General features: G+C 50.8%; 22 protein-coding genes. 4 read left to right on the forward strand and 18 right to left on the reverse strand.

All coding sequences use genetic code 11. From position 1 onward, the window contains the following. Positions 1 to 46 precede the first annotated feature (46 nt). On the forward strand, positions 47 to 973 hold the full coding sequence (locus VFK44_11190) for a DMT family transporter (protein HET7628933.1): 927 nt from the start codon (positions 47 to 49) through the stop codon (positions 971 to 973). Here VFK44_11190 and VFK44_11195 read toward each other — a convergent pair. From VFK44_11195 to VFK44_11215, 5 genes are read right to left on the reverse strand one after another with little or no spacing between them, the layout of a single operon-like run. Beyond that, entirely contained in the window at positions 939 to 2426 is a 1488-nt protein-coding gene (locus tag VFK44_11195; protein ID HET7628934.1) for an o-succinylbenzoate--CoA ligase, read from the reverse strand. The genes VFK44_11190 and VFK44_11195 overlap by 35 nt on opposite strands. A gap of 60 nt (positions 2427 to 2486) precedes the next feature. Continuing rightward, on the reverse strand, positions 2487 to 3311 hold the full coding sequence (gene menB / locus VFK44_11200) for a 1,4-dihydroxy-2-naphthoyl-CoA synthase (GenBank protein ID HET7628935.1): 825 nt from the start codon (positions 3309 to 3311) through the stop codon (positions 2487 to 2489). 14 nt (positions 3312 to 3325) lie between these two features. Continuing rightward, positions 3326 to 4126, reverse strand: coding sequence for a 2-succinyl-6-hydroxy-2,4-cyclohexadiene-1-carboxylate synthase (gene menH, locus VFK44_11205; GenBank protein ID HET7628936.1), 801 nt, complete (start codon positions 4124 to 4126; stop codon positions 3326 to 3328). Beyond that, positions 4123 to 5874 carry a 2-succinyl-5-enolpyruvyl-6-hydroxy-3-cyclohexene-1-carboxylic-acid synthase gene (gene menD, locus VFK44_11210; protein HET7628937.1) on the reverse strand — a complete coding sequence of 584 codons (1752 nt, stop codon included), beginning with the start codon at positions 5872 to 5874 and terminating at the stop codon, positions 4123 to 4125. Before menD ends, menH begins: the two co-directional genes overlap by 4 nt. Continuing rightward, positions 5874 to 7265, reverse strand: coding sequence for an isochorismate synthase (locus VFK44_11215; protein HET7628938.1), 1392 nt, complete (start codon positions 7263 to 7265; stop codon positions 5874 to 5876). Before VFK44_11215 ends, menD begins: the two co-directional genes overlap by 1 nt. Before the next feature lie 247 nt (positions 7266 to 7512). On the opposite strand from VFK44_11215, the gene VFK44_11220 reads away from it, so the two are divergent. Continuing rightward, positions 7513 to 8457 (forward strand): 1,4-dihydroxy-2-naphthoate polyprenyltransferase, encoded by a 945-nt coding sequence (locus tag VFK44_11220; GenBank protein ID HET7628939.1) that lies wholly within the window; start codon positions 7513 to 7515, stop codon positions 8455 to 8457. Between the two features lie 245 nt (positions 8458 to 8702). Here the strand turns inward: VFK44_11220 and VFK44_11225 are convergent, their stop codons facing one another. Both VFK44_11225 and VFK44_11230 read right to left on the reverse strand, forming a co-directional pair. Further along, positions 8703 to 10304 (reverse strand): Na+/H+ antiporter NhaC family protein, encoded by a 1602-nt coding sequence (locus tag VFK44_11225; GenBank protein ID HET7628940.1) that lies wholly within the window; start codon positions 10302 to 10304, stop codon positions 8703 to 8705. A 58-nt stretch (positions 10305 to 10362) separates the two neighbouring features. Next, complete coding sequence (locus VFK44_11230) at positions 10363 to 10734, reverse strand: hypothetical protein (protein HET7628941.1); 372 nt, start codon at positions 10732 to 10734, stop codon at positions 10363 to 10365. 157 nt (positions 10735 to 10891) lie between these two features. Between VFK44_11230 and VFK44_11235 the strand changes: the two genes are divergently transcribed. Beyond that, positions 10892 to 11074 carry a cold-shock protein gene (locus VFK44_11235; GenBank protein HET7628942.1) on the forward strand — a complete coding sequence of 61 codons (183 nt, stop codon included), beginning with the start codon at positions 10892 to 10894 and terminating at the stop codon, positions 11072 to 11074. Between the two features lie 32 nt (positions 11075 to 11106). On the opposite strand, the gene paaI is transcribed toward VFK44_11235, so the two are convergent. From paaI to ehuB, 5 genes are all read right to left on the reverse strand, one after another. Continuing rightward, on the reverse strand, positions 11107 to 11475 hold the full coding sequence (paaI, locus tag VFK44_11240) for a hydroxyphenylacetyl-CoA thioesterase PaaI (GenBank protein ID HET7628943.1): 369 nt from the start codon (positions 11473 to 11475) through the stop codon (positions 11107 to 11109). 15 nt (positions 11476 to 11490) lie between these two features. Beyond that, positions 11491 to 12267, reverse strand: a complete 777-nt coding sequence (ehuA, locus tag VFK44_11245) for an ectoine/hydroxyectoine ABC transporter ATP-binding protein EhuA (protein HET7628944.1) — start codon at positions 12265 to 12267, stop codon at positions 11491 to 11493. After that, the gene (gene ehuD / locus VFK44_11250; GenBank protein ID HET7628945.1) at positions 12267 to 12986 is read right to left on the reverse strand and encodes an ectoine/hydroxyectoine ABC transporter permease subunit EhuD; all 720 of its coding nucleotides are present in this window, start codon (positions 12984 to 12986) and stop codon (positions 12267 to 12269) included. The genes ehuA and ehuD overlap by 1 nt, the downstream gene beginning before the upstream one ends. Then, positions 12983 to 13654: an ectoine/hydroxyectoine ABC transporter permease subunit EhuC gene (ehuC, locus tag VFK44_11255; protein HET7628946.1), complete on the reverse strand. Its 672-nt coding sequence runs from the start codon at positions 13652 to 13654 to the stop codon at positions 12983 to 12985. Before ehuC ends, ehuD begins: the two co-directional genes overlap by 4 nt. Before the next feature lie 65 nt (positions 13655 to 13719). Continuing rightward, complete coding sequence (ehuB, locus tag VFK44_11260; GenBank protein ID HET7628947.1) at positions 13720 to 14616, reverse strand: ectoine/hydroxyectoine ABC transporter substrate-binding protein EhuB; 897 nt, start codon at positions 14614 to 14616, stop codon at positions 13720 to 13722. Between the two features lie 318 nt (positions 14617 to 14934). On the opposite strand from ehuB, the gene VFK44_11265 reads away from it, so the two are divergent. After that, a complete protein-coding gene (locus VFK44_11265) occupies positions 14935 to 15366 on the forward strand; it encodes a hypothetical protein (protein HET7628948.1) in 432 nt (143 codons plus the stop codon). A gap of 56 nt (positions 15367 to 15422) precedes the next feature. On the opposite strand, the gene VFK44_11270 is transcribed toward VFK44_11265, so the two are convergent. The 6 genes from VFK44_11270 to VFK44_11295 all read right to left on the reverse strand — a co-directional run bounded on the left by VFK44_11270 (position 15423) and on the right by VFK44_11295 (position 21947). Then, the gene (locus VFK44_11270; GenBank protein ID HET7628949.1) at positions 15423 to 16682 is read right to left on the reverse strand and encodes an MFS transporter; all 1260 of its coding nucleotides are present in this window, start codon (positions 16680 to 16682) and stop codon (positions 15423 to 15425) included. Positions 16683 to 16873: 191 nt separating this feature from the next. Continuing rightward, on the reverse strand, positions 16874 to 19021 hold the full coding sequence (locus VFK44_11275) for an AAA family ATPase (protein ID HET7628950.1): 2148 nt from the start codon (positions 19019 to 19021) through the stop codon (positions 16874 to 16876). A 134-nt stretch (positions 19022 to 19155) separates the two neighbouring features. Further along, complete coding sequence (locus VFK44_11280; protein ID HET7628951.1) at positions 19156 to 19623, reverse strand: hypothetical protein; 468 nt, start codon at positions 19621 to 19623, stop codon at positions 19156 to 19158. Position 19624: 1 nt separating this feature from the next. Next, entirely contained in the window at positions 19625 to 20404 is a 780-nt protein-coding gene (locus tag VFK44_11285; protein HET7628952.1) for a hypothetical protein, read from the reverse strand. 111 nt (positions 20405 to 20515) lie between these two features. Continuing rightward, positions 20516 to 20608 carry a YjcZ family sporulation protein gene (locus VFK44_11290; protein HET7628953.1) on the reverse strand — a complete coding sequence of 31 codons (93 nt, stop codon included), beginning with the start codon at positions 20606 to 20608 and terminating at the stop codon, positions 20516 to 20518. A 322-nt stretch (positions 20609 to 20930) separates the two neighbouring features. Further along, positions 20931 to 21947: a DUF3231 family protein gene (locus tag VFK44_11295; GenBank protein HET7628954.1), complete on the reverse strand. Its 1017-nt coding sequence runs from the start codon at positions 21945 to 21947 to the stop codon at positions 20931 to 20933. Positions 21948 to 22158: the final 211 nt, after the last annotated feature.

A 22158-nucleotide genomic window follows, 5' to 3' on the forward strand; every position in this document is an offset into this window, starting at 1 on the left:
CTGTGATAAAATACAAAGATCTTCGTCTGGGCGGTGATCGAAAGTCATGCGAAACGTTTACATCTCGGATTGTTTGCTGTTGCTCGTCGCTTTCATGTGGGGAGCCACGTTCGTTGTCGTCCAGCAAGCGGTTGCCATTATGGCGCCATTTGCCTTCAACGGCGTACGCTTCGCCGTCGCAGCGTTGTTTTTGTTCGTTTGGATCGTTTGCTTTTATCCGCATCTGCTCGCAGAGCTCAATCGAACATTGCTTTTCAACGGCATGATGCTCGGCTTTTGGTTGTTCGCCGGCTACGCCTTGCAAACGTTCGGACTATTGTACACGACCTCTTCAAAGTCGGCATTTTTGACAGGCTTGAGCGTTGCACTCGTCCCGATTTTCACATGGCTGTTGTTCAAACAAAAAATCCAATGGCCGGCGGCTTTCGGCATCGCGCTTGCAACCGTCGGTTTATTTTTTATGACGTCGTTCGGCACCGGCGCATTGAATCTCGGGGATGTTTTGTCTTTCTTTTGCGCCATCGGTTTCGCTGTTCACATCATCTTAACTGGGAGATATACGTCCCGCCATTCAGCCCTTTTGCTGACGCTCATGCAAATTGCCACCGTCGCGGTTCTCAACTGCTTGTTTGCCGTCGGATTCGGCAGCGGAAGCTTGGCTGAGTTGCCTGTACAACTCGTCGACCCGAAAGTATGGGGAGCGATCGTTTTCACCGCCGTCGGCGCTACAGCCGTCGCCTACTTAGCCCAAACTTCGTTGCAGAAATATACACCGCCGAGCCACGTTGCGCTTATTTTTACAATGGAACCGGTTTTCGCCGCGCTTACCGCTTATATAGGGACCGGCGAACCGCTAACGGGACGGACAATGATCGGCGGCTTGTTGATTTTTCTCGGTATGATCCTCGTCGAAACCCGAGTGAAAAGACTGCCTTGGCTCAAACGTTCCGCCAATCGTTCAATTCATTCCTAAGGTCCGGCAATTTTCGCCGAAGCAGCTTTCTGGAAGCATTTCGCGGCAAATGAGGCACTTCGTACAGTCTACGCGGAACTTTGTAGCTCGCTAGTCGGCCGCAGCAATCGGCAAGCAGCTGTTCTTCGTCAAAAACGGCTCCCGCCTTCATAACAACGAAACCGACAGGAACAGCTCCCCATCTCGCATCTTCCACGCCGGTTACGCCAGCGTCGGCTACTTCAGGATGCGCCAATAAAGCCGCCTCGACTTCCGCCGGATACACATTCTCGCCGCCGGAAACGATTAAATCTTTCCTTCGATCAAGCACATACAAGAAGCCGTCTTCATCGAGATAGCCTAAGTCCCCTGAATACAGCCAACCTTCCTGAATCGTTTCGTTCGTATCGGCTTCACGGTTCAAATAACCGTTCGTCACATTCGGGCCTTTGACGACGATTTCGCCGACCTCGCCATTCGGCAGTTCCTTACCGTCTGCGACGATTTTCAACTCGGCCGGGAACAATGGCTTTCCCGCCGAACCGAGCTTACTCAACATATATTCAGGACCAAGCGTTGCAATTTGCGACGCTGTTTCGGACATCCCGTATGTTTGATAAACAGGAATTGTCCGGTCTTTGCATTGTTCCAGCAAAACGCGCGGGGCGGGTCCGCCGCCGAGCAGCATACAGCGAAACGTGTCCGGGTATGATCGATCACCGAGCTCCTCGAGCATGTCCGATAACATCGCTCCGACGACCGACATGATTGTGATTCGTTGTTCAATAATGTCCCGGTTCGCCCGGGCGGCATCAAACGATTCGTGAATGACAACACCGATCCCGTATATAACGCCGCGCATTAAAATCGACAACCCGCTGACATGAAAAAGCGGCACGGCCGCCAACCAGCGATCGTTTCGATCAAGTCCGAGATTTAACGAGGACCCAATCGCGCTCCACCAATGATTGGCATGCGAAAGCATGACGCCTTTCGGATAACCGGTCGTTCCGGATGTATAAATCACTGAATGAATCGCATCCATCTCCAACTGTTCATTCAAAGCCGGCGGCTCTTCGACGATCCCGCTCAATTCGCGATACGTGACAACGTCGATGCCGTCCTCGATACCGCAAATATCCGCTGCTTTGTCGGCATTCGTTTCATCGCAAATGAGCATGGAAACTTCCGCGTCTTTCACTTGATAAGCGAGTTCACTTACCGTCAACCGGGTATTCAAAGGCACAAGCGTAAGACCGGCATAAGGCATCGCATGAATGATCTCAGCGAGCGGCAAGCCGTTTCTCATCAAAACCGCTGCTCGTTCTCCTTCCCGTGCACCGCGGCTGGCGAGCTCGCCGGCAGTGCTCCTTGCGCGTTCACGCAGCTCGGCAAACGTCCACTCGGTCTCCCCGCAGCGCAACGCCATGCGCTCCGGTGTCAAAAATGCTCTTTTTTCCAACCAATTTTGCATCGCTTCCGGCTCCTTTTCATCAAGCAAAAAGACCTGGCTTTCGCCAAGTCCTTGTCATCATTACGGAAAACGCGGAAATCTCGAAAAGTCGGGTTTGCGTTTTTCCTTGAACGCGTCGCGTCCTTCTTTCGACTCGTCCGTACGGTAATACAATAATGTAGCATCGCCGCCGAGTTGCTGCAACCCGGCAAGTCCATCGGTATCCGCATTGAAAGATGCTTTCATGAGACGAAGTGCCGTCGGGCTCAATGCTACGAGTTCCAACGCCCATTGAATCGTTTCTTCTTCCAGCTGTTCAAGCGGAACAACCTTGTTGACGAGGCCCATTTTGTCCGCTTCTTCAGCATTGTATTGGCGGCTTAAATAATAGATTTCGCGCGCTTTCTTTTGACCGACGATTTCCGCTAAGTAGCCTTGTCCGTATCCGGCATCAACGCTGCCGACACGGCTTTCGGTTTGTCCGAAAATCGCGTTGTCTGCAGCGATCGTCAAGTCTGAAAGGACATGCAGTCCATGACCGCCGCCAATCGCATAACCGGCAACCGAAGCAATGATCGGTTTCGGGGTGATGCGCATGAGACGCTGAAGATCAAGCAAATTCAGACGCGGGATTTGGTCGTCTCCGACGTAACCGCCGTCTCCCCTGACGTGTTGGTCGCCGCCGGAGCAAAACGCTTTATCCCCTTTCCCGGTCAAAATGATTGCTCCGATTCTTCCGTCGTTGCGAGCGTCGGTAAACGCGTCAATCATCTCGTCGATCGTTTTCGGAGTAAACGCATTATGTTTCTCCGGGCGATTGATCGTAATCTTGGCAACGCCTTCTTCACATTTGTCGTACAATATTTCATCGTATGTACGAGCGGTTTTCCATTCGACCGATGCCATATTTCTCATTCCTCTCAACTATGATTAAAGAACTCTACGACCATTTTATCAAAAATTCGCGGTTGTTCCACATGTACGGCATGTCCAGCGTTTTCCACTTGTACAACGGAGGCATTGGGCAGGCGCTGCGCCATTTCCTCCGCGATTCCGGCAAATTTCCTGTCTTTCTCCCCGACAATGAGACGTACGGGAAAGGAAAGACGTTCGAGCTCATCCCAATACGAACGCTGCGCTCCCGTTCCCATCCCCCGCAAACTGTTTGCCAAACCGATTTCATTGTTGCTGAGCCTCTGTTTGCGCAACGCCGATCGTTGCATTTCCGACTGTGAAGCGAACAAAGGAAGGGCTTCCCATGCTTGCACAAACGATTCCACACCCTCGGCGATAATTTTATCAGCCAATGCGTGATCCTTTGCCTTGCGTTCCTTCCGCTCCGCTGTCGTTTTCAATCCCGGCGAACTGCTCTCCAACAGCAAGGCATGCACCTTCTCCGGATAGCGGCAAGCAAAGGCAAGCGCCGCCCGTCCACCCATGGAATAACCGAGCAAGCAAATGCGATCTTCGCCGAGAACATCCAGCAGCCGGGCAAAGTCATCCGTGAACCGTTCCATCGAGTATCGGTCAGCATTTCGTGGCGCGCCGCTCTGCCCGTGGCCAATGAGATCGGGGGCAATGACGCGAAAGCGACGGGACCAATCAGATAAAAATGGCTCCCATGCCGCTGAAGCACCCGTAAAGCCGTGCAATGCCGCGAGGGGCGGGCCGTCCCCTGCGGTTTCGACGTGCATCAGCAAACCGTTGACGACAATGTTCATCGGCGATGCACGGGTTGACGTGCGGCAACCGCTTCGGCAACCTTGCTCCAAAGACGACGATGGACTTCAACGTTCTCCGACCGATTCGTTTGCACTTCGATCACCGAGAGTCCCGAACAAGCCACGCTTTTCGTAAACCGGTCCCGAAACTGCCGCCAATTCTCGACCTTCGCGTAGGTGCCGCCGTACATGTCGACGGCTTTCGCAAACGAAAGATCCGTCGGCGTACCGAACAGCGTTTCAAACGAGTCGACTGACTCTGCCTGCGGCAAAAACGAAAATATTCCGCCGCCGTTATTGTTAACGACAATGATCGTGAGATTGAGCCGATGCAGCTTGGCGGCCAGAAGACCGTTCAAGTCATGGTAAAACGAAAGGTCGCCGACGACAAGAACGACCGGATCGGAAACCGCGCTTGCCCCTAAGGCGGTGGAAACGATGCCGTCAATGCCGTTCGCCCCGCGGTTGGCCATCGTACGCAGCGGTTGATCGGTGTTGACGAAAAACGTATCAAGATCGCGGACGGGCATGCTGTTGCCGGCAAACAAAAGCGCATCATCCGGCATTAAGGCAGCAACTTCTAAGAAGATTTGCCCTTCGGAGAGACGTTCGCTTCGTCCCTGTTCGATGAGGGTACGGCGGGTGACACTATTAATCTGGAGCCACTCTTCCGTCCACATCGAAAGTCGCTCCCCGGCCGATTCGAGTTCAGACACTAGCGCATCGCAAAATGATACCGGACGGCTTCTCATCCATTCGCTCACCGACTGGATCGGATCCCGCCAACCGTCCTCTTCTACAAAAATGACCCGGGTACCTGCTCCGGCACATTTCTTCAAATAGAGCATGAGCGCTTTGGAAACCGGCATCGCCCCGAAGCGAATAACCAATTCCGGACGAAGCTTATCGCCTAGCCGTTCATCCCTGAGAAATGCATCGTACCCGTCGACGATTATATGTTTGTTATGAGTTCCGCTCCGCAATTGCGAAAGCGGGTCCGCCAATATCGGATAACCGAGCGTTTCCGCCAACTGTACGACCGCCGTTGGAAAACGGGGATCATCTTGCTGTCCGCAAACGATGAGTCCTTTTTCAACATTTACCCATTGCTCGACCAGTCGTTTCACCGTTTCTGCGTCAGGAGCTTTCGAACCGTCATTGACCGCTGCTTGTGTTCGCGTTGTTGTTTCTTTCACAGTTGTCGGCCATTCGGGAACGAGCGGCTCGCGAAACGGAAAATTCAAGTGAACGGGGCCGCTCGGTACGGCGGCAGCGGTCGAAGCGGCGCGCACCGCTGCCGTTCGAACATACCGTATCATTTCGGCATTCGCTTCCGGCAACGCCATCTCTGCGAACCACTTCACGTAAGTGCCGAAAAAACGTAGTTGGTCAATCGCCTGGGGCGCACCAACATCGCGCAGTTCATGCGGGCGATCGGCCGTCAAAACGACGAGCGGCACGCGTGCCTCATGTGCTTCCACGACTGCCGGGTAAAAATTAGCGGCGGCACTTCCGGACGTACAAACGACCGCGACCGGCCGCCGAAGTGTTTTCGCAATGCCGAGCGCAAAAAAAGCCGCCGAACGCTCATCAATATGCATCCACACTTTCATCGAATCGTTCGCGGCCAACGCCATCGCTAGCGGCGTCGACCTTGATCCCGGGCATACGACAGCGTGGCCGACGCCGTTCTGGCACAGTTCATCCACAAAGGCGCCGACATAACGCCCCAATACGTTGCCTTCCATTAACACTCGCCCCCCAATGCCGACAGCATCGGGCGAAACTTCAACTGCGTCTCGCGGTATTCGCTTTCTGGTTCGGAATCGCCGACGATGCCGTTCCCCGCAAACAACGACGCATCATTTCCTTGCAGCAACCCGCTTCGAATCGCCACGGCAAACTCACCGTCGCCTTTGTAATCGACCCAGCCGATCGGCGAACCGTACCATCCGCGTTCGTACGGTTCCATTTCGCGAATTTTCTCGACCGCTTGGCGCTGCGGCCAGCCGCCGAGCGCTGGCGTTGGATGCAGTTCGCCGACGAATGGTACAACCGACGTATCCGGCAACGCTTTCCCGGCAACCGGCGTGTACAAATGCTGAACATTTTTTACCTTATATAAGGTCGGGCACTCCGGAAGTTGAACTTGCGTGCATACACCTTTCATCGCCTCGCCGATCATGTTTACGACAAGCTTATGTTCATGCAAATTCTTTTTGTCGCGAAGCAGCTGTTCACCGATCGCTTCGTCTTCATGCTTCGTTTTTCCGCGCGGGGCTGTTCCCGCGATGCATGCCGAGCGAATTTCGCTGCCTCGCTTTTGCACCAACCGTTCCGGTGATGCTCCAATAAAACAGTTTTCTTTCTTTACGTACGCAAACAAATGACTGTTTCGCTGCTGTTCACGAAGTTGGCGCAACACCTCACCCGCTGTAAACGGCCGATCGGCAGACAATCGTATTTCGCGGCTCAGAACGATTTTGTCGATCACACCTTCGCGAATCGATGAAGCGGCTTCGGCAACGGCCCGTTTCCATTCGTCGGCGGCAATCTCTGTAACTGTGAATGCAGGGAGGGGTTGGCCGGCAATAGTCGCTACGGATGCTTGTTGGACGAGGCGGTCGCGTTCTTCCGACAACTTGTCGGCCGTTTGCGATGGGTCTGTATGTTGATCGACAAGAACATTGATCGTCAACCAAGTATGCTCGGCACGCGTAACCATGAACGTTGGCATAACAAGCTCCGCATCCGGAAAATGCTGCCAGAGCGGCGTTTTCGGCCGGTCCGGATCAAAAGCGAACCCGCCTGCAAAAAGCGGACCCGTCGCGGTCGCGTCAGCATCGGCGTCAATCACAGCATGTTGAAACAGTTCTCTTCGCTTCGTTTCGATTTCCGCAAACCGATTTCGTCCTTCGGCGACAAGGCGGTACGTTTCGCCGATCCCGCATATCGACGCCCGGCCGTCTGCATCTTCCCAGTAAAACCGGTGGTCCCGTTGAAGAGCAAAAAAAGAAAGAGGATCAGCGAAAGAAATCCGTTTCGACAAACTCACGAGCGTCGGGCTCGAAGTCCGTGCGCTTCGCTCAACCCCTTTTATTAAAAGATCATATATATCCCGCTGCTTGACGAGCGTCACTGAAACTCCCTCCAATTTGCAACAATCGCATCTGAAAGTACGGACGCTGGAAGGCCCGTTTCCCTTTTAAAAATATACACCCCCCTACTTTGCGATGTCAACGAATCCCTTTCCCGCAGCGGATGGCGATTTTTACCGAAAGAACCGATACAATCGCCGAAATTTGACACGTATGCGGCATTTTTTTAAACTGAAACAGAATGAAAGATTTTGCACGAACATTTACGATTCAAGGGAGCGAACCACAATGGCGGAATCCGAGAGTGTTAAAGAAGAGTCGACTGACCACCGCCTCAAGCGAAACAGCGGTTGGAAAATATGGTGGCGCTTGCTGCGTCCGCACACGTTGACGGCCGGATTCATCCCTGTCCTCGTTGGAACGTCTCTTTCCCTCTCGTTCGGAACGATCGACATCCCGCTTTTTCTTGCCATGTTGGCCGCATCCTTGCTTATCCAATCGGCCACGAACATGTTTAATGAATATTACGATTATAAACTCGGCCTCGATACGGAAAATTCCGTCGGGATCGGCGGTACAATCGTCCGCGACGGCGTGAAAGCGGAAACGGTCCTAACCTTGGCGTTTGCGTTTTTCGGAGCGGCGTTGTTGATCGGAGTTTATATTTGTGCACAAACAAGCTGGTGGCTCGCGTTGATCGGATCGGTTTGCATGGCAGCCGGTTATTTTTACACAGGCGGCCCGTATCCGATTGCTTATACACCTTTCGGCGAACTCGTTTCCGGCTTATTCATGGGACTCGTCATCATCCTCATCAGTTTTTACATTCAAACAGGCACGATCACGATCAATAGCGTATTGTTGGCCGTCCCGATCGCGATTCTTGTCGGTGGGATTTTGCTTGCCAACAACATTCGTGACCTCGACGGAGACAAAGAAAAAGGACGACGAACATTGGCAATTTTATTCGGAAGGAATAAAGCGATTCTGCTGCTTGCGGCCATGTTCGGGTTTTCCTACATGTGGATCACCGTTCTCATCTTGCTCGGACTCGCTTCTCCATGGCTGCTCGTCGTCCTGGCAAGCATTCCGAAAGCAGTGCAGGCGACTCGCTTGTTCAAAGGTCGCACGATTTCGGTGCAAATGATGCCGGCGATGAAAGCGACGGCACAAATGCATACATTGTTTGGGCTGCTTTTGACTCTCGGACTCGTCGTCGATCACTGGTTATAACCTTGCAAAAACGAACAACCGGCAGGAAGAATGTCATTCCTGCCGGTTATTTATTGTCAACCTGACGCTTTTCGCGGAATGTGCGGTTCCCGGGCGCCGACCGCTTGCTGGCCGATTCGGCCATGGAAGCGAACCACATCCTCACCGAGAGCTTTCAGTCGCCCGATCACATCCGGTGAAACGAGCGTCTTTTCCGATCTCGTGTCCGTCAACAATTTTTTTAAAAAAGCGCCGACTTCACAAACTCATGATCCGAGAAAAAACGAAAATGCGCCGAACAGGACAACGCTAATTCCAGCCGCGACGAGCGCCGGCTTCAGCTTCGAACGCGCATAAGCGACGACCGGCATGTCAAGAACGGTACACGTCGTCACCGTATTGTCACTTAAAGGGGAAGCGAAAGCGCCGAACGTCCCGCTCGCGAAGACGGCGCCGATGGCGAGCAAAATATTCGTGCCCGATTCAGCCGCCAACGTGACACCGAGCGGCATGAGCAGTCCCCACGTCCCCCAGGAAGATCCAATGAAATAGGAAATGACAACGCCGAGTGCAAACAACGACGGCGCAACGAACAAATCCGGAATCCAGCCTCGCACATGGCCGGAAATGTAATGAGAAAATCCGAGGTCTTCCGACACCGCGGTAAGCGCCCAGATGAGCGCGAGCATAACAATGACGCTCAGCAGCTCATTCCCGCCCTTAATAAAGTGAGTCGTAAGCTGTGCCACCGAGAACCGTTGGAAAATGAAAAAAATGAGCGCCGCAAGGACGGCAGCCAACAACGCCGTCAGCATGACGCCAAGCATGTCGCTTTTGATGAAAGCTTCGAAAAACCCTTTTGTTTTCCGATGCCCGTCCCACCAGCTTAAAAACAGCGTCAGCGAAAGAAAAACCGTGATCGGTAAAATTAAATTCCACGGCCGAATGGGCGTTTCTTTTTGATACGCTTTATGCGACGATGCCAAATCTTCTTGTTGGTCGGCATGCGGCGGTGTATCTTTTCTGCCCTGTTTTTTTAACTCTTCCCTTTCCTTGCGGTCAGCTTCCGTTGGCTGCTCATACATGCCCGTACACTCATTGTGAATGTCTGGACCAAATTCTTCCGAAGTTTCCGTCTCATAAGCCGGATTCATCGGCGAGGCTGCCCTTGCACGAGTGTTCGCAGACGGGGCTTGCTCCAACCGTTCCGAATCGGTCTCGTCGCCTTTTTTGAAGAAACTGTAGTAAATGCCAACCAAAATGATCACGAATGAAAAAAAATTGAACGGAATGCTCCTGACGTAGACAAGATAAGGCGTTCCGCCGATATTGGCCGCATCGAGCGCCTGTCCAATGACCGTTACCATGTAGCCGACGAATGCCGTCGCCACCGGTATGATCGCAATGACAGGATTGGCCGTAAATTCAATCGCGTAACCGATCTTCCGTTTGGAAAGGTTTAGGCGGTCTTTCATCGCCTTCATGATCGGGGCAACGGTAACGATGCGAAAATCCGGTTCACTGAACGTTCCGAGCGTAGACAGCCACGTGAGCAGCATCGCGCCTTTTTTCGTCTTCACTTTTTTGCTGACAACGTGGACGAACCCTTTAATACCGCCGGTAAACTTAATCATGCCGATCAAACCGGCAAATGCATACAAGAACAAGATAATGCGAATGTTGTTTTTCACGACGATGTTGTCGGCGATATAACCGATCATCTGTTCAAGTCCGCCGAGCCAATCGGGATTGATTAAGTAGCTGCCGACAAGCAAACCAACGAACAATCCAGGTTGGACTTGTTTCGTCAACATCGAGATCGGGATGACGACGAGAAATGGGATGAGACACAGCCACGTTCCTGCCACAAAGCATCACCTGCTTCCCAAAGATGGTTATCGTTAGTATCCTTGAGAAGCTTCGATTTTATGTAAGCGGGAACAAGATTGACGCAATATACAACGATACGCCGATCATCACAGAAGCATAACCGATCCATCCATAAAATAAGTACCGCAGCCGTGAGCTCTCCTTGCTTCGTTCAAAAAGAAATACGGCAGGAACGACAAGCCAGCCGGCGGTCAAAAGAACAGCCAAAAGAACTTCCGCCCATGCGTAAACAGTGTTGCTGTCGACCGCAACGATGAATAAAGAAGCCGGGATGATAAGAAACAAAGGCGAGGCGAAACTGAATGTCCAAAGTTTTTTCTTGAAAATCTTCATGAACGCCGCCATTTCTTCGTTGTCGAATTTCGGTTCCAAGCGAAGCGGGCGCCAGCGGGACATTTCCGGTTTCATCGTCCATACCTCCTTTCTTTTTCCAATCATAACATGAATTTCGAATGATTTGCCGAAATAGGTTATAATATATATAAGAAGGAAAACCTTTAAGCAGATGACGCTTCGAACCTTCGCGAATCTCAGAAAACATTCGCTGCCGAAAAGGAGGAAGCCAATGGCCTTCCATGGAAAAAACCGTGAACCGATTCCGGAAGTGGAAACGACCGTTTGGGTTTGCAGCAACGAAAAATGCTCGGGCTGGATGAGAGACAATTTTTCATTTGAAAAAGAACCAACCTGCCCGATGTGCCAATCGACAATGGAAAAAGAGACGCGGGTCTTGCCCGAAATCAAGTAGAAAAGCGAACCTTTAATGGGTTCGCTTTTTCATTACCCTTTTTTTCGATAAACCATGCCTTCCGCAAGGGCAACCAACTCATCCGTTTCGTTTTTCACTTCGATGCGATACAACCCGAGCCGGGTCGGTTCTTTTTCCACAGCCGCCGTTGCAGTCAACACGCTGCCAACGCCGCCAGCTTTGAGATAGTGCATCGTCATCGTAATTCCGACCGCCGGCTGTCCATGTGAATTGCTGGCGACGGCAAAGACATAGTCCGCCAAGGAAAAGATCGCTCCTCCGTTGGCCGTGCCGTGGAAATTGAGCATATGCTCTTCGACCTTCATCGTTGCTGTCGCATGGCCCTCGTAAACGTCTTGCAGCGCAATGCCGAGAAACGAGGCATACGGATCTTCATACATGTCCGCTGCCTCCCATCAACTCATTCGGAATCGTTGCAAGAACGACTTTAACCGCTCGCTGTCCGGATTTTCCAAGATTTCTTGCGGCGTCCCTTGTTCGGCAATCACACCGTTGTCCAAAAACACGACGCGATCGGCCACGTCGCGGGCGAATTCCATCTCGTGCGTAATCAAAATCATCGCCATGTCGCTTTCGCGCGCGATGTCTTTAATGACTTCGAGCACCTCGCCGACCGTCTCCGGATCGAGCGCCGACGTCACTTCGTCAAACAGCATCACCTTCGGCCGCATCACGACCGCGCGTGCGATCGCCACCCGCTGCTGCTGGCCTCCGGAAAGCTGATTCGGATAGACGTCAAGCTTATCCCCGAGTCCGACCTTTTCGAGCATTTCCACTGCCCGTTCCTTTGCTTCCTCTTTTGAAACTCCGAGCACGTGAACCGGTGCCGACGTGCAGTTTTTCAAAATCGTCATGTGCGGAAACAAATTAAACTGTTGAAACACCATGCCGATATCGGAACGCACTTGGCGCAAATGCTTTTCGTCGGCACGGACGAGTTCTCCGTTTTTCACTCGTTTATGCCAGAGCGGCTTTCCGTCCACTTCAATCAAGCCCGACGTCGGTTCTTCCAACGTCATTAACATGCGAATGATTGTCGTTTTCCCCGAACCGCTCGGGCCGATCAAGCTGACCCGCTCGCCGCGTCCGATCTCTAAATTGATGCCCTTGAGCACCTCGGTGTCGCCAAACGACTTCCGAACGTCTTTGTACGTCACGATTGCGTCACTCATCACGCGGTCACATCCTTTCTATCGGTGTCGACGGCCTGCGGCCGTTTCTTTTCAAAACGCCGGTTCGTTTTCTTCTCCAGCCAACGCACGAACAGCGCGGACGGGTAGCTCAAGACGAGGAAGAAAAAGCCGGTAAGCGTCAGCGGTTCGATGAATTCAAAGTGCTGCGCTCCGTAGTTTTTCGCCGCCGCTACCATGCCGGCAACGCCGATGGCGAGCGTCAGCGGGATTTCCTTGAACATGATAATGAGATAATTGCCGAGCATTGGAATGACCGGAGGGAGGGCCTGCGGCAAAATGATTTTCGTCCACAGTTGCCAGCGTGAATAATTGAGTGCCGTCGCGGCTTCCCACTGCCCTTTCTTGACGTCGTTAATGCCGGAGCGGTAAATTTCGGAAATGTACGTGCTGAAATGCAGCCCAAGTCCGATGACGGCCGCCTGAATTGTCGTCAAAGTAACGCCGACATAAGGAATTTGCGGCCACGCGTAATAAAGGAAAAACAATTGCACGAGGGGCGGAGTGCTGCGAATGAAATTAAGCAAAAAGACGACCACAGCGTGCACCGGTTTCCAGCGGATCCGTCTCAGCGCGGTCCATACAATGCCGAACAACAGCGCAAAAATGAAGCTTGCGACGGTGAGGCCGAGGACGGTCCACATCGCCTCGAAAATGTACGGAAATGCGTCAATAATCGTACTCCATGTCCAATCAATCATTCACTCGCCACCCCTCTCGAGGCGATGCGCTCAAACCATTTCGTTAAGCCGATGAGCGGCAGCGCCAAGATAAAGTATACGACGAGCAGCATTGTATAAATCGGAATCGTCATCGAGATGTTCGTGCTTTGAAACAAGCCGGCTTCGTACGTCATGTCAGCAAGGCTGATCATGTAGACGAGGGAGGTCGCCTTCAACATTTGAATCAAATAATTTCCGAACTCCGGCAACATCATCCGCACCGCTTGCGGAAACACGACGAGCCTCATGCGCTCGAAGCGCGACATGTTCAGGGCAGTTGCGGCTTCGTATTGTCCGTGCGGCACGGCAAGAATCGCCCCGCGCACCACTTCGGACATGTAAGCGCCGTAATTAAAGCCGATGCCGAGGATGCCAGCGAGCAGTCCGGACTGAAAATTCGTCAGTTCAAGACCGAGTAACCCGGGTAAAACGAAGTAAAACCAGAACAATTGTACGATCAACGACGTGCCGCGAAACACTTCGACATACACGACGGTGAATTTGCGAATAAACGGGTTGGCGGACAAGCGGCCGAATCCGGCGATAAAGGCAATCAGATAGCCGACCACGACGGAACCAAGTAAGACATATAAAGTAATGTCCAAACCGCGCAAAAGAATCGGGAGCACCTGCAAGTAATCGCCCATCGGAAATCACCCTTTCTTCTTAAAGAACGGGCACCCGCCGAGCGGGTGCCCGTATCTTCGCTGTTTTAGCCTTGACACAATTCTTCGGTTGTCGGTTCCCCTTTGTAGACGTTCGATTCGTCCCATAACGGGAGGTTCGTGATGATCTCTTTCAGCTTGCCGCTCTTCCGCAGTTCATCGAGTTTCTCGTTGTACGCCTTGCGCAGTTCGTCGGCGTTTTTGTTAAAGCCGGCAGCGCCGTAACTCGGCACACCTTCAACGTCGGGCTGCTCAAACTCCTGAACGTATTGAAGTGCGTCGCCTCCCGCGTCTTTCACCGCTTTTTTTACCGTCAACTGCGTCGCTGTCGTCACATCCGCCCGACCCGTTTTCACGGCCGAGAACCCATCAGCGACGCTCGAAACGGTCATGATTTGGCTTTCATCGACACCGACTTCTTTCAAGAAACCGAGCTCGGTACCGCCGTTCAACACAGCAACCTTCGCGCCGGTTTCTTTTATGTCTTTATAGCTGTGCAAGTCGAGCGGATTGCCTTTCTTCACGACGATCCCTTCCCCGTACACGATGCTGGGATGCGCGAAGTCGATTTGTTTACACCGATCCGGCGTGATTGCCATACCGGCAGTAATGACGTCAAGCTTGCCGGTTTTCACACTTGGGATAAGCTGCTGCCATTCGGCGAGCTGCCCTTTCAATTCTATACCCATCGACTTGAACACGGCGCGTGCGACTTCCACCGCGGCCCCGGTTAACTTACCATTCTCATCTTTGTACGCATACGGGGCTTCGTTGGAAAACCCAACGGTGATGTACCCGCGCTCTTTAATTTTCGCGAGCAGCGACTGTTCTCCTCCGCTGCCTTCGCTTCCGCCAGTTTTGCTCGCGCCTTCATCGGAAGACCCGCAAGCAGCAACAAGAGCAAGCGAAAGACAGACTGCAATAATGGATAAAATTTTTCTCATAATGACCTCCTTCTTTTTTTCATGAAACAAGGGGCATGCAAGAACCCCAGACGTTTTCAACACTATCATTGTATCAAGGGGAGAAATTGGGAACAAACGCCATATTTTCTGATTATCCAGAACATATCGTGAATAGCCGGGGAAGGGACGTCCATGGCACCGTATTCCTTAATAAATTCGTCCTTATGGCTCATATGTAGCCTAAGCCCTTCGATGCATACCGAGACCGTCGATCGAAATTTCCGGTCGGAAAAATCGCCGACCCTTCATGATTCATATTCCTCTATTCTTTAAACATACTAACAGGGGAGGTTTTCTATGATGTTTTCCTTACGCGGCGATGCTCACAAACTGTATGTAAAATTAAAAAGAACTTCCGAAACGGAAGGCGGCGTCGAACAATTGGAGGAACTAAAAGAAATTTCGGACATCGAACGGTTTTATCAAACAGTCCCTTCTGCGACGTTAAAAAAAATCCGCTACCGCATGGTCAAGGAAAGAAAAGGAAACGGCATCGTTCCGATCCTCGTCACGGCTGCCCCTTGGCTCGCCTTTATATTGTCCGATCAGTTGCAGAAGCTGCTGAATAAAAACGCCGCCTTTCTCACCGGATTCATTTTGTTGTATAGTTTCTTCGTCACGCTCTCGCTCATCATTCATCATAGAGAAAAGGCGTGGGCGGCCGTTCACGTCGAAATCATTGAAGACTTGCTGAATACCGAAGATACGACTCGTCCTTCCGAATCGTAAGGCGTGGAGCTTCAATTTCCCATGAAAAAATGCCGTGCAATGACGGCACCGGCAGCTCATTTGACGAACTGTTTCAAAGGTGTTTTTTGTCGTTGAAAGTTGCGCCGTTCCTTGTAAATGGATCGGAAGAAAAAGATCGCGGTTGCCCCCATCAAACCGTAAATGACGGCCATCCCGAACGAGCTCATGAACGATGCAGCGCTGAGACCGATTGCGCCAAGCATTGCCGCTCCCCTGCTGTTCAGCATATTGGCGGCCAAATATTTGCTGCGGTCACTTCCTTCCGCGATTTCCGACAATAACATTTGTTTTACTGGTGACATCATGATTTCGCCGATTGTCAAAATGAACATGAAGCCGGCGAGCACCCAGATGCTGTTCGAAACGGCGAGAACGACGAATCCTGAGGCAAACAAGAAGATACCGATGCTGATTTGCCTTTTATCCGACATTTTCCGTCTGGCAATCATTCCGGTGATCAACAACGTGAACACAACCGCAAGTACGGAATTCTCAGTCATTAAAATCCCAAACAGCTTCACGCCGTCGATCGTGCTGCTGAATACATGAACGGGTTGAAATTCCCCTTGCAACCGAACGCTGATATATTTGCCAAGCTGTTTCTCCAACCCAAGTGTCAATATGCCGGCAATCATGTATTTCAGGAAAGTGAAATTTTGAAAGACGAGTTTGTAGCTGCCCCAGATGTTTTTCAAAGGAGAAGTGAGGTTCGTTTTGTTTTCCGGCAAAACGCTCTTCGTTTCGGTAAGAAAAAAAGCGAGCAGAACGAACATGGATAAATTGATAGAACTCATGATAATTGTTAACTGAAAGAAATGCGTATCGTGAAAAAAAGCCCCGAGCAACGTGCCCGCCGCCATCGCAAAATTATTCAGCCAATAGAGAATACCGTATACTTTTTTTCGCTGTTCAAACGATGTCGAATCAATGACGAGCGCTTCCAGCGGCGGAAATTGCAAACCGACGCTGATGTTGAGAAACAACAACGACAAGAATGCAAAGATTGGAATGACATGTCCGGGAACGTTTCCCGCCGTCAAAAGAAGGGCAGACAGCAATTGCAGCACACTGCCGAAGACGATGATATTTTTCCGTCCAAATTTGTCGGCATAATACCCGCCGCTGAGACTCGCAACCATGCTGGCGAAAACCGGCAGGAAAAACAAAGCTCCCGCTAATGCCGCTCCATAATATTTCGCGAAATAGATGGCAAGGAATGGAAAAATCAAGCACTGTCCACCCATGTTCAAAAAAGCAATCACCATTCGGATTTTTACGTTACGGTGCAATTCCAATCCCGATCGTCCCCCCGTGCTTACTATTCGAACGCGAATTGTAACTTTCTAGTACCGCCTTTTATTCTACACGTGCGAACATTAACATTCATGAGAATATTGGATGATTTTGTACCATGCCGAATTTACCAACTTTTATAAAAAAAAACAGGTTGCCAAAACCTGTTTCTCAGGTGTTGACAACCCGATTTCTATGATCCTACGACAATCTCATTACCTCTTACATTCACGTTGATTCGCTCAACGTTCTCTTCTTCCAGCAACACGTCCGCGATGCCGTCCTCGACCTTTTCTTCGATCGTCCGCCGCAACGGACGCGCTCCGTATTTCGGATCGTAGCCAAGTTCCGCCAATTTCACTTTTGCCTCGTCTGTCACGTGCAGCTTCATGCCTTGAGCTTCTATCGTTGCACGAACTTCATCAATCATCAAATCAACGATGCGAATCAAATGTTCGCGTTCCAGCGGCTTAAATTCGATAATTCCATCGAAACGGTTCAAGAACTCTGGCTTGAAGTATTGTGAAAGCGTCTCGAGCATGCCGGAATCCTGCTGATCGCCGTCTTTACCAAACCCGACCGTTACTCTTTTCACAGCGCTTCCAGCATTGGACGTCATAATGATCACGGTATCCTTGAAGCTGACCGTCCGCCCTTGGCTGTCCGTCAAGCGGCCGTCCTCCATGATTTGCAGGAACATATGCTGCACATCCGGATGGGCTTTCTCAATTTCATCAAGCAGCAAGATGCTGTACGGTTTTCTGCGCACTTGCTCTGTCAATTGCCCGGCTTCCTCATGTCCGACATATCCCGGAGGAGAACCGATCAACTTCGACACGGAATGTTTCTCCATATATTCGCTCATGTCGAGCCGAATCATCGCTTCCTCATCGCCGAACAATTCTTTCGCGAGCGACTTCGACAACTCCGTCTTCCCTACGCCTGTCGGTCCGGCAAACAAGAACGATCCGATCGGACGATTTTTCCGCTTCAAGCCCGCGCGGCTCCGGCGAATCGCCTTCGCCACTTTCTCAACCGCCGGCTCTTGGCCGATCACCATCGCATTCAAATGCTCAGCCAAATGCCGCATCTTCGCCTGTTCGTCTTTCTGCAGCTTACGCACCGGAATGCCCGTTTTCCCTTCCACGATCCGCTGAATCGTTTCCACGGTGACTTTTTCCTTCTTCACCGCCTCGGTCGTATTCCGCAATTCCTCTTCAAGCTTGCGCTCTTCATCGCGCAGCTTCGCTGCGCGTTCGTACTCTTCCCGGGCCGTCGCCTCTTCCTTCTGCTTCGCAATCTCAGCAAGTTTGCTTTCGAGCGCAGACTTCCCTTCGTTCGCGTTCGCCAAATTTATTTTCGAGCCCGCTTCGTCCAATAAGTCGATCGCTTTGTCCGGAAGAAAGCGGTCTTGAATGTAGCGATCCGACAACGTTACACAAGCGCGAATCGCCTCTTCCGTATATTCCACCTCATGATAGTCTTCGTATCGTTGTTGCAAACCTTGCAAAATTTCGACCGCTTCTTCGATCGACGGTTCGTCAACGATTACCGGTTGGAAGCGCCGTTCAAGCGCCGCATCTTTCTCAATTTTGCGGTACTCTTTCAACGTCGTCGCGCCGATCAACTGAATGTCGCCGCGTGCAAGTGCCGGTTTTAGAATGTTCCCGGCATCCATCGAACCGCCTTCGGCTTGGCCGGCTCCAACGAGCAAATGAACTTCATCGACGAAAACGATCGTATCGTCACGTTCTTGAAGTTCGCCGATCAGCTGTTTCATTCGTTCTTCAAACTGCCCGCGAATTCCGGTGTTGGCAACCAACGAAGAAACGTCGAGCAAGTAAATTTGTTTATTTCTAAGTTTTGCGGGCACGTCTCCATCGCAAATTTTCAAAGCCAACCCTTCCGCGATCGCGGTTTTCCCAACGCCCGGTTCACCAATCAAAACCGGATTGTTTTTGTTCCGGCGGTTCAACGTTTCAATGACGCGCTCCACTTCCTTCTCGCGTCCGATCACGGGATCAATCACACCTGCTCTCGCAGCTTGCGTCAAGTTGCGGCCAAGTTCGTCAAGCAACCCGCCGCCTCCGTCTTGCTTCGTTTCGGTGTGGATGCCCGTCTTTTTGCCATGATCCGCCGATTCATTCATGAACGAGTTAAACAAATCGTCGAACGGCGATTGACCGGCAAACGAAGTGAGACTGATGTCCGTCGGAAACTTCATTTCATTTTTTACCTTCGCATAACACGTTTCGCACAAATGCAACGTTTGTTTTTTATGGTTGATTTGCATATTCAATTCGATTGCCGCAGGGTTTTTCTTGCAGTTTTGACAACGCATCACAAGACCTCCCTTTTTCATTTCCATCCAAAAATCGATCAAAGCAGCAAAGGTTGACTTTGACTTTCTTTGACCTTTTACGTTCATTATACCTTGACCTTTTTTGACTTTCAAGGGGGCCGCTCATGAAATTTTTACCTGAATCCCGGATAGGTTCCGACGCCGAAGGCATGATGCTGCCACAATTTATCAACAACCTGTTTTCGTTCCGCTTCATCGATGCAATGGACGAGCACGATGACTTCCGTCAATCGCCTTTTTTTTCGATATTTTTTAAGTGCGTCCCGGTGCATGATCATTCGTATCGAAATGCCGACGACAAAACCGAGTAAAGCGCCGATCACTCCCCAGACGATCGGTCCTGCCGGCAACACAAACCCGTAACTAGCTCCGATTACGGAAAAGGCCGTTCCTAACACCATGCCTAAATCGATAAAGCTCAACCCGTCGGAAGAATGAATGGTATCGAAGATGTTCGCTTTCACTTTCCTTCTTTCGATAGGGACGGCCAAAATGCGGTTTTTCGAAACACCGGTTGCCGTAAGATCGGCCAATGCAAGCTCAAGGTCGTTCGAATGATCGAATGAAGCAAATACGTACAAATCATTTCACCTGCTTTACGGGCATGGTAAATTTGCCGCTTTGATAAGCATGCTTTAAAAGTTCTCTTTGCTGTTGCATGTAGAACTTGTTGTCAATGACGGTATTTAAGTATGCGTCATACATAGAAAACCCGAAGATCGAAGGCAAAAACATGAACCAACCGGCATTTAACACTTCCGTCGCCTCCTGAAGCCTTCCCAGGAAAACAAGGTGCAAGGACGGCAAAATATTCGCGTTATAAATGACGAAAACCGACCAGAACATGAGAAAAAAGGCGATGGAGATCCGCCGCAAATAAAGCTGGCCGAGACCCGGAAGACATAAGGACCAGAGCACCGCGACTGTCGGAATACGCTTGTCCAAATAATTGATTTCAAAAGGCGTCAAATGCAAACGGGGAAGATTGAGCGGTTCGTGTTTGAGCAACAAATAACGACGGTTCAAATCGATCGTGGTCCGGTAGCTGTCCCAAATCGTATAGAAATAGAAGGGGATATAAAGCAGCGTCCACCGGGGATCCAATATATCGAGCGCTTTGTCGAATTGACCTGCGAATGTATAGATGATCGCGATATTTAAATGCATCCGAGTGTTGATGAAAATTTCCCATAAAAATAAGATGGAGCCTCTAATATGATTGTTCAGCAAAAATTGACCAAGACCCGGAAATGCGGCCGACCACCAAGCATTCACGAGCGGACTTTGCAAATAAACGCCGGATCTGCCGAAGATGCCGATAATGACTCGTTTTTGTCCCGCACGATCCGTATTTTCATTCATTATGACCTACGCCCCACCCGTTCACGTATTCTCTTCACTATTTTTTCCAGACAAATGGCAATTATACAGGCAAAGAAAATCCCGCAGCACGGCTGCGGGAATGCCCTGATTTTAGTAAACGTAGGCTGCTCCGACAATAATCAACAAGATGAACAACACGACGATCAAGGCGAATCCTGCGCCTGCTCCGTATCCGTAACTCATCGTATCCACTCCTGTATCGAGGATTCGTGAGATTGCCTCACATTAACACTTTATGAGGAAAAACCGCGAGCGACATAGACTCCTGTACCGAAAATCAGCCCAAATCAAGTTAATGCTCCGGTAAATTCGAATATAACCAATCAACACACCATTCGCTTACCCCCGGAGAAAAAACGACGGGTACCATCGGTTATTATTTAGCTGGGGCAACAATTTGAAATGGGTGCGGCTCTCATTTCGGATCATGAAACGCCGCAAAGGAGTGACGTAAGAAAAAGAGAGACCGAAAAAACTTTATGTTAAACCAACGACATAATGGTTATTAGTAGGTTTTACCGCTTTTCATTAAGCGATCTCGGTCCGGAGCGGTCGGCGGTTGCTCGAACCAATGATTGTCAATCATGATCTTAATGCCGTCAGAGGCGTACTTAGTTATTTCCGCCGACAAGCGGCCGTACGCGACCGCCAAATCTTTCCGCAAACTTGTCGCGATTGCCGACCCATAGAAACCGAGTCCGAGTCCGTTTAAAGTCGACGTCATAAACATTAACAATTTGTCTGAAAACGGGGACTCTGTTGATTCAGTCACCCCTTCGTCTGCAAACACACTTGCCGGCAAGTCGTCTTGATTGAGGATGGAAGAAAACACTTCCACATGTTTTTTGGCAATTTCTTTTCCTCTCTTCATGTAGGACCTTATTTTTTCGTTCGATACGGTTTGTGCAAATCCGGTCATAACCAATTGACCGATGTAATTCCGCTGCACATTCGCATGCAAGTTGGCGATTTCAAGCGACGTAAGCGGACGGTTGTCGCTGAACCACTGGCCGAGAAAGTCTTTTCCGCTAATAGATTCTGAGCCGTCGGGAATCGGAATAGACGGGGAACGGACGTACAACCCTTTTTCCAGCAACAAGTTTGTTGCCCGCTTGTGCAACCGGTTAAAATCGTGCAACCTCCCGGTGAAAAAACCGTAAAGATCCGGACGGGCGGCGAGCGACACCGACAAACTATGAACGTTCAACCCTAACATGCCAAGATGATGCAAATAGTACAATTTGAAAGGATCCGTAAAAAGCCGCGGCGCGTTCAAGTCGACATCTTCATCGGAAAATCCGATCGGCAGCGGCCAGTTTTCTTCTTTAAAAAAACGTTCCAATTGTACAAGTCGACGTTCCGTCGTTCGCAGCGAATACTCAAGAATGTCTTGAATGGCCGGATCATCGACGTGCTGCAGATGGTGTTTCAACAGGCATATCGTTGACCCGTCTTTTAAATACGTCCCCCATAAGCCGGACATTTCGGAAGAAGTGATTCTTGCGGCATGCTCCGTTTCCATACGAATAACCCTCCAGTAGTTTTGATCGCTATTTTTCACTGGAACCCTTCTGCTTATTCATGGTCGGAAAACGGGGCACAACGATCGAGCCATCCAGAAACCGAAAAAAGCACGAAATTCGGCAATACACCGAATTTCGTGCTTTTAATAAAAGATGGAGCATAGCGGGATCGAACCGCTGACCTCAACACTGCCAGTGTTGCGCTCTCCC

The organism is Bacillales bacterium, assembly GCA_035700025.1.
GTDB lineage: Bacteria > Bacillota > Bacilli > Bacillales > DASSOY01 > DASSOY01.

Bases quoted from the DNA above. Each gene is read 5' to 3' on its own strand.
- VFK44_11265 (HET7628948.1), top strand. From the start codon at position 14,935: ATGATGTTTTCCTTACGCGGCGATGCTCACAAACTGTATGTAAAATTA.
- VFK44_11290 (HET7628953.1), bottom strand. From the start codon at position 20,608: ATGAGTTACGGATACGGAGCAGGCGCAGGATTCGCCTTGATCGTCGTG.
- VFK44_11230 (HET7628941.1), bottom strand. From the start codon at position 10,734: ATGAAACCGGAAATGTCCCGCTGGCGCCCGCTTCGCTTGGAACCGAAA.
- ehuA (HET7628944.1), bottom strand. From the start codon at position 12,267: ATGAGTGACGCAATCGTGACGTACAAAGACGTTCGGAAGTCGTTTGGC.
- menH (HET7628936.1), bottom strand. From the start codon at position 4,126: ATGAACATTGTCGTCAACGGTTTGCTGATGCACGTCGAAACCGCAGGG.
- menD (HET7628937.1), bottom strand. From the start codon at position 5,874: ATGGAAGGCAACGTATTGGGGCGTTATGTCGGCGCCTTTGTGGATGAA.
- paaI (HET7628943.1), bottom strand. From the start codon at position 11,475: ATGTATGAAGATCCGTATGCCTCGTTTCTCGGCATTGCGCTGCAAGAC.
- VFK44_11275 (HET7628950.1), bottom strand. From the start codon at position 19,021: ATGCGTTGTCAAAACTGCAAGAAAAACCCTGCGGCAATCGAATTGAAT.
- ehuD (HET7628945.1), bottom strand. From the start codon at position 12,986: ATGATTGATTGGACATGGAGTACGATTATTGACGCATTTCCGTACATT.
- VFK44_11220 (HET7628939.1), top strand. From the start codon at position 7,513: ATGGCGGAATCCGAGAGTGTTAAAGAAGAGTCGACTGACCACCGCCTC.
- VFK44_11195 (HET7628934.1), bottom strand. From the start codon at position 2,426: ATGCAAAATTGGTTGGAAAAAAGAGCATTTTTGACACCGGAGCGCATG.
- ehuC (HET7628946.1), bottom strand. From the start codon at position 13,654: ATGGGCGATTACTTGCAGGTGCTCCCGATTCTTTTGCGCGGTTTGGAC.
- menB (HET7628935.1), bottom strand. From the start codon at position 3,311: ATGGCATCGGTCGAATGGAAAACCGCTCGTACATACGATGAAATATTG.
- VFK44_11235 (HET7628942.1), top strand. From the start codon at position 10,892: ATGGCCTTCCATGGAAAAAACCGTGAACCGATTCCGGAAGTGGAAACG.
- VFK44_11190 (HET7628933.1), top strand. From the start codon at position 47: ATGCGAAACGTTTACATCTCGGATTGTTTGCTGTTGCTCGTCGCTTTC.
- VFK44_11285 (HET7628952.1), bottom strand. From the start codon at position 20,404: ATGAATGAAAATACGGATCGTGCGGGACAAAAACGAGTCATTATCGGC.
- VFK44_11295 (HET7628954.1), bottom strand. From the start codon at position 21,947: ATGGAAACGGAGCATGCCGCAAGAATCACTTCTTCCGAAATGTCCGGC.
- ehuB (HET7628947.1), bottom strand. From the start codon at position 14,616: ATGAGAAAAATTTTATCCATTATTGCAGTCTGTCTTTCGCTTGCTCTT.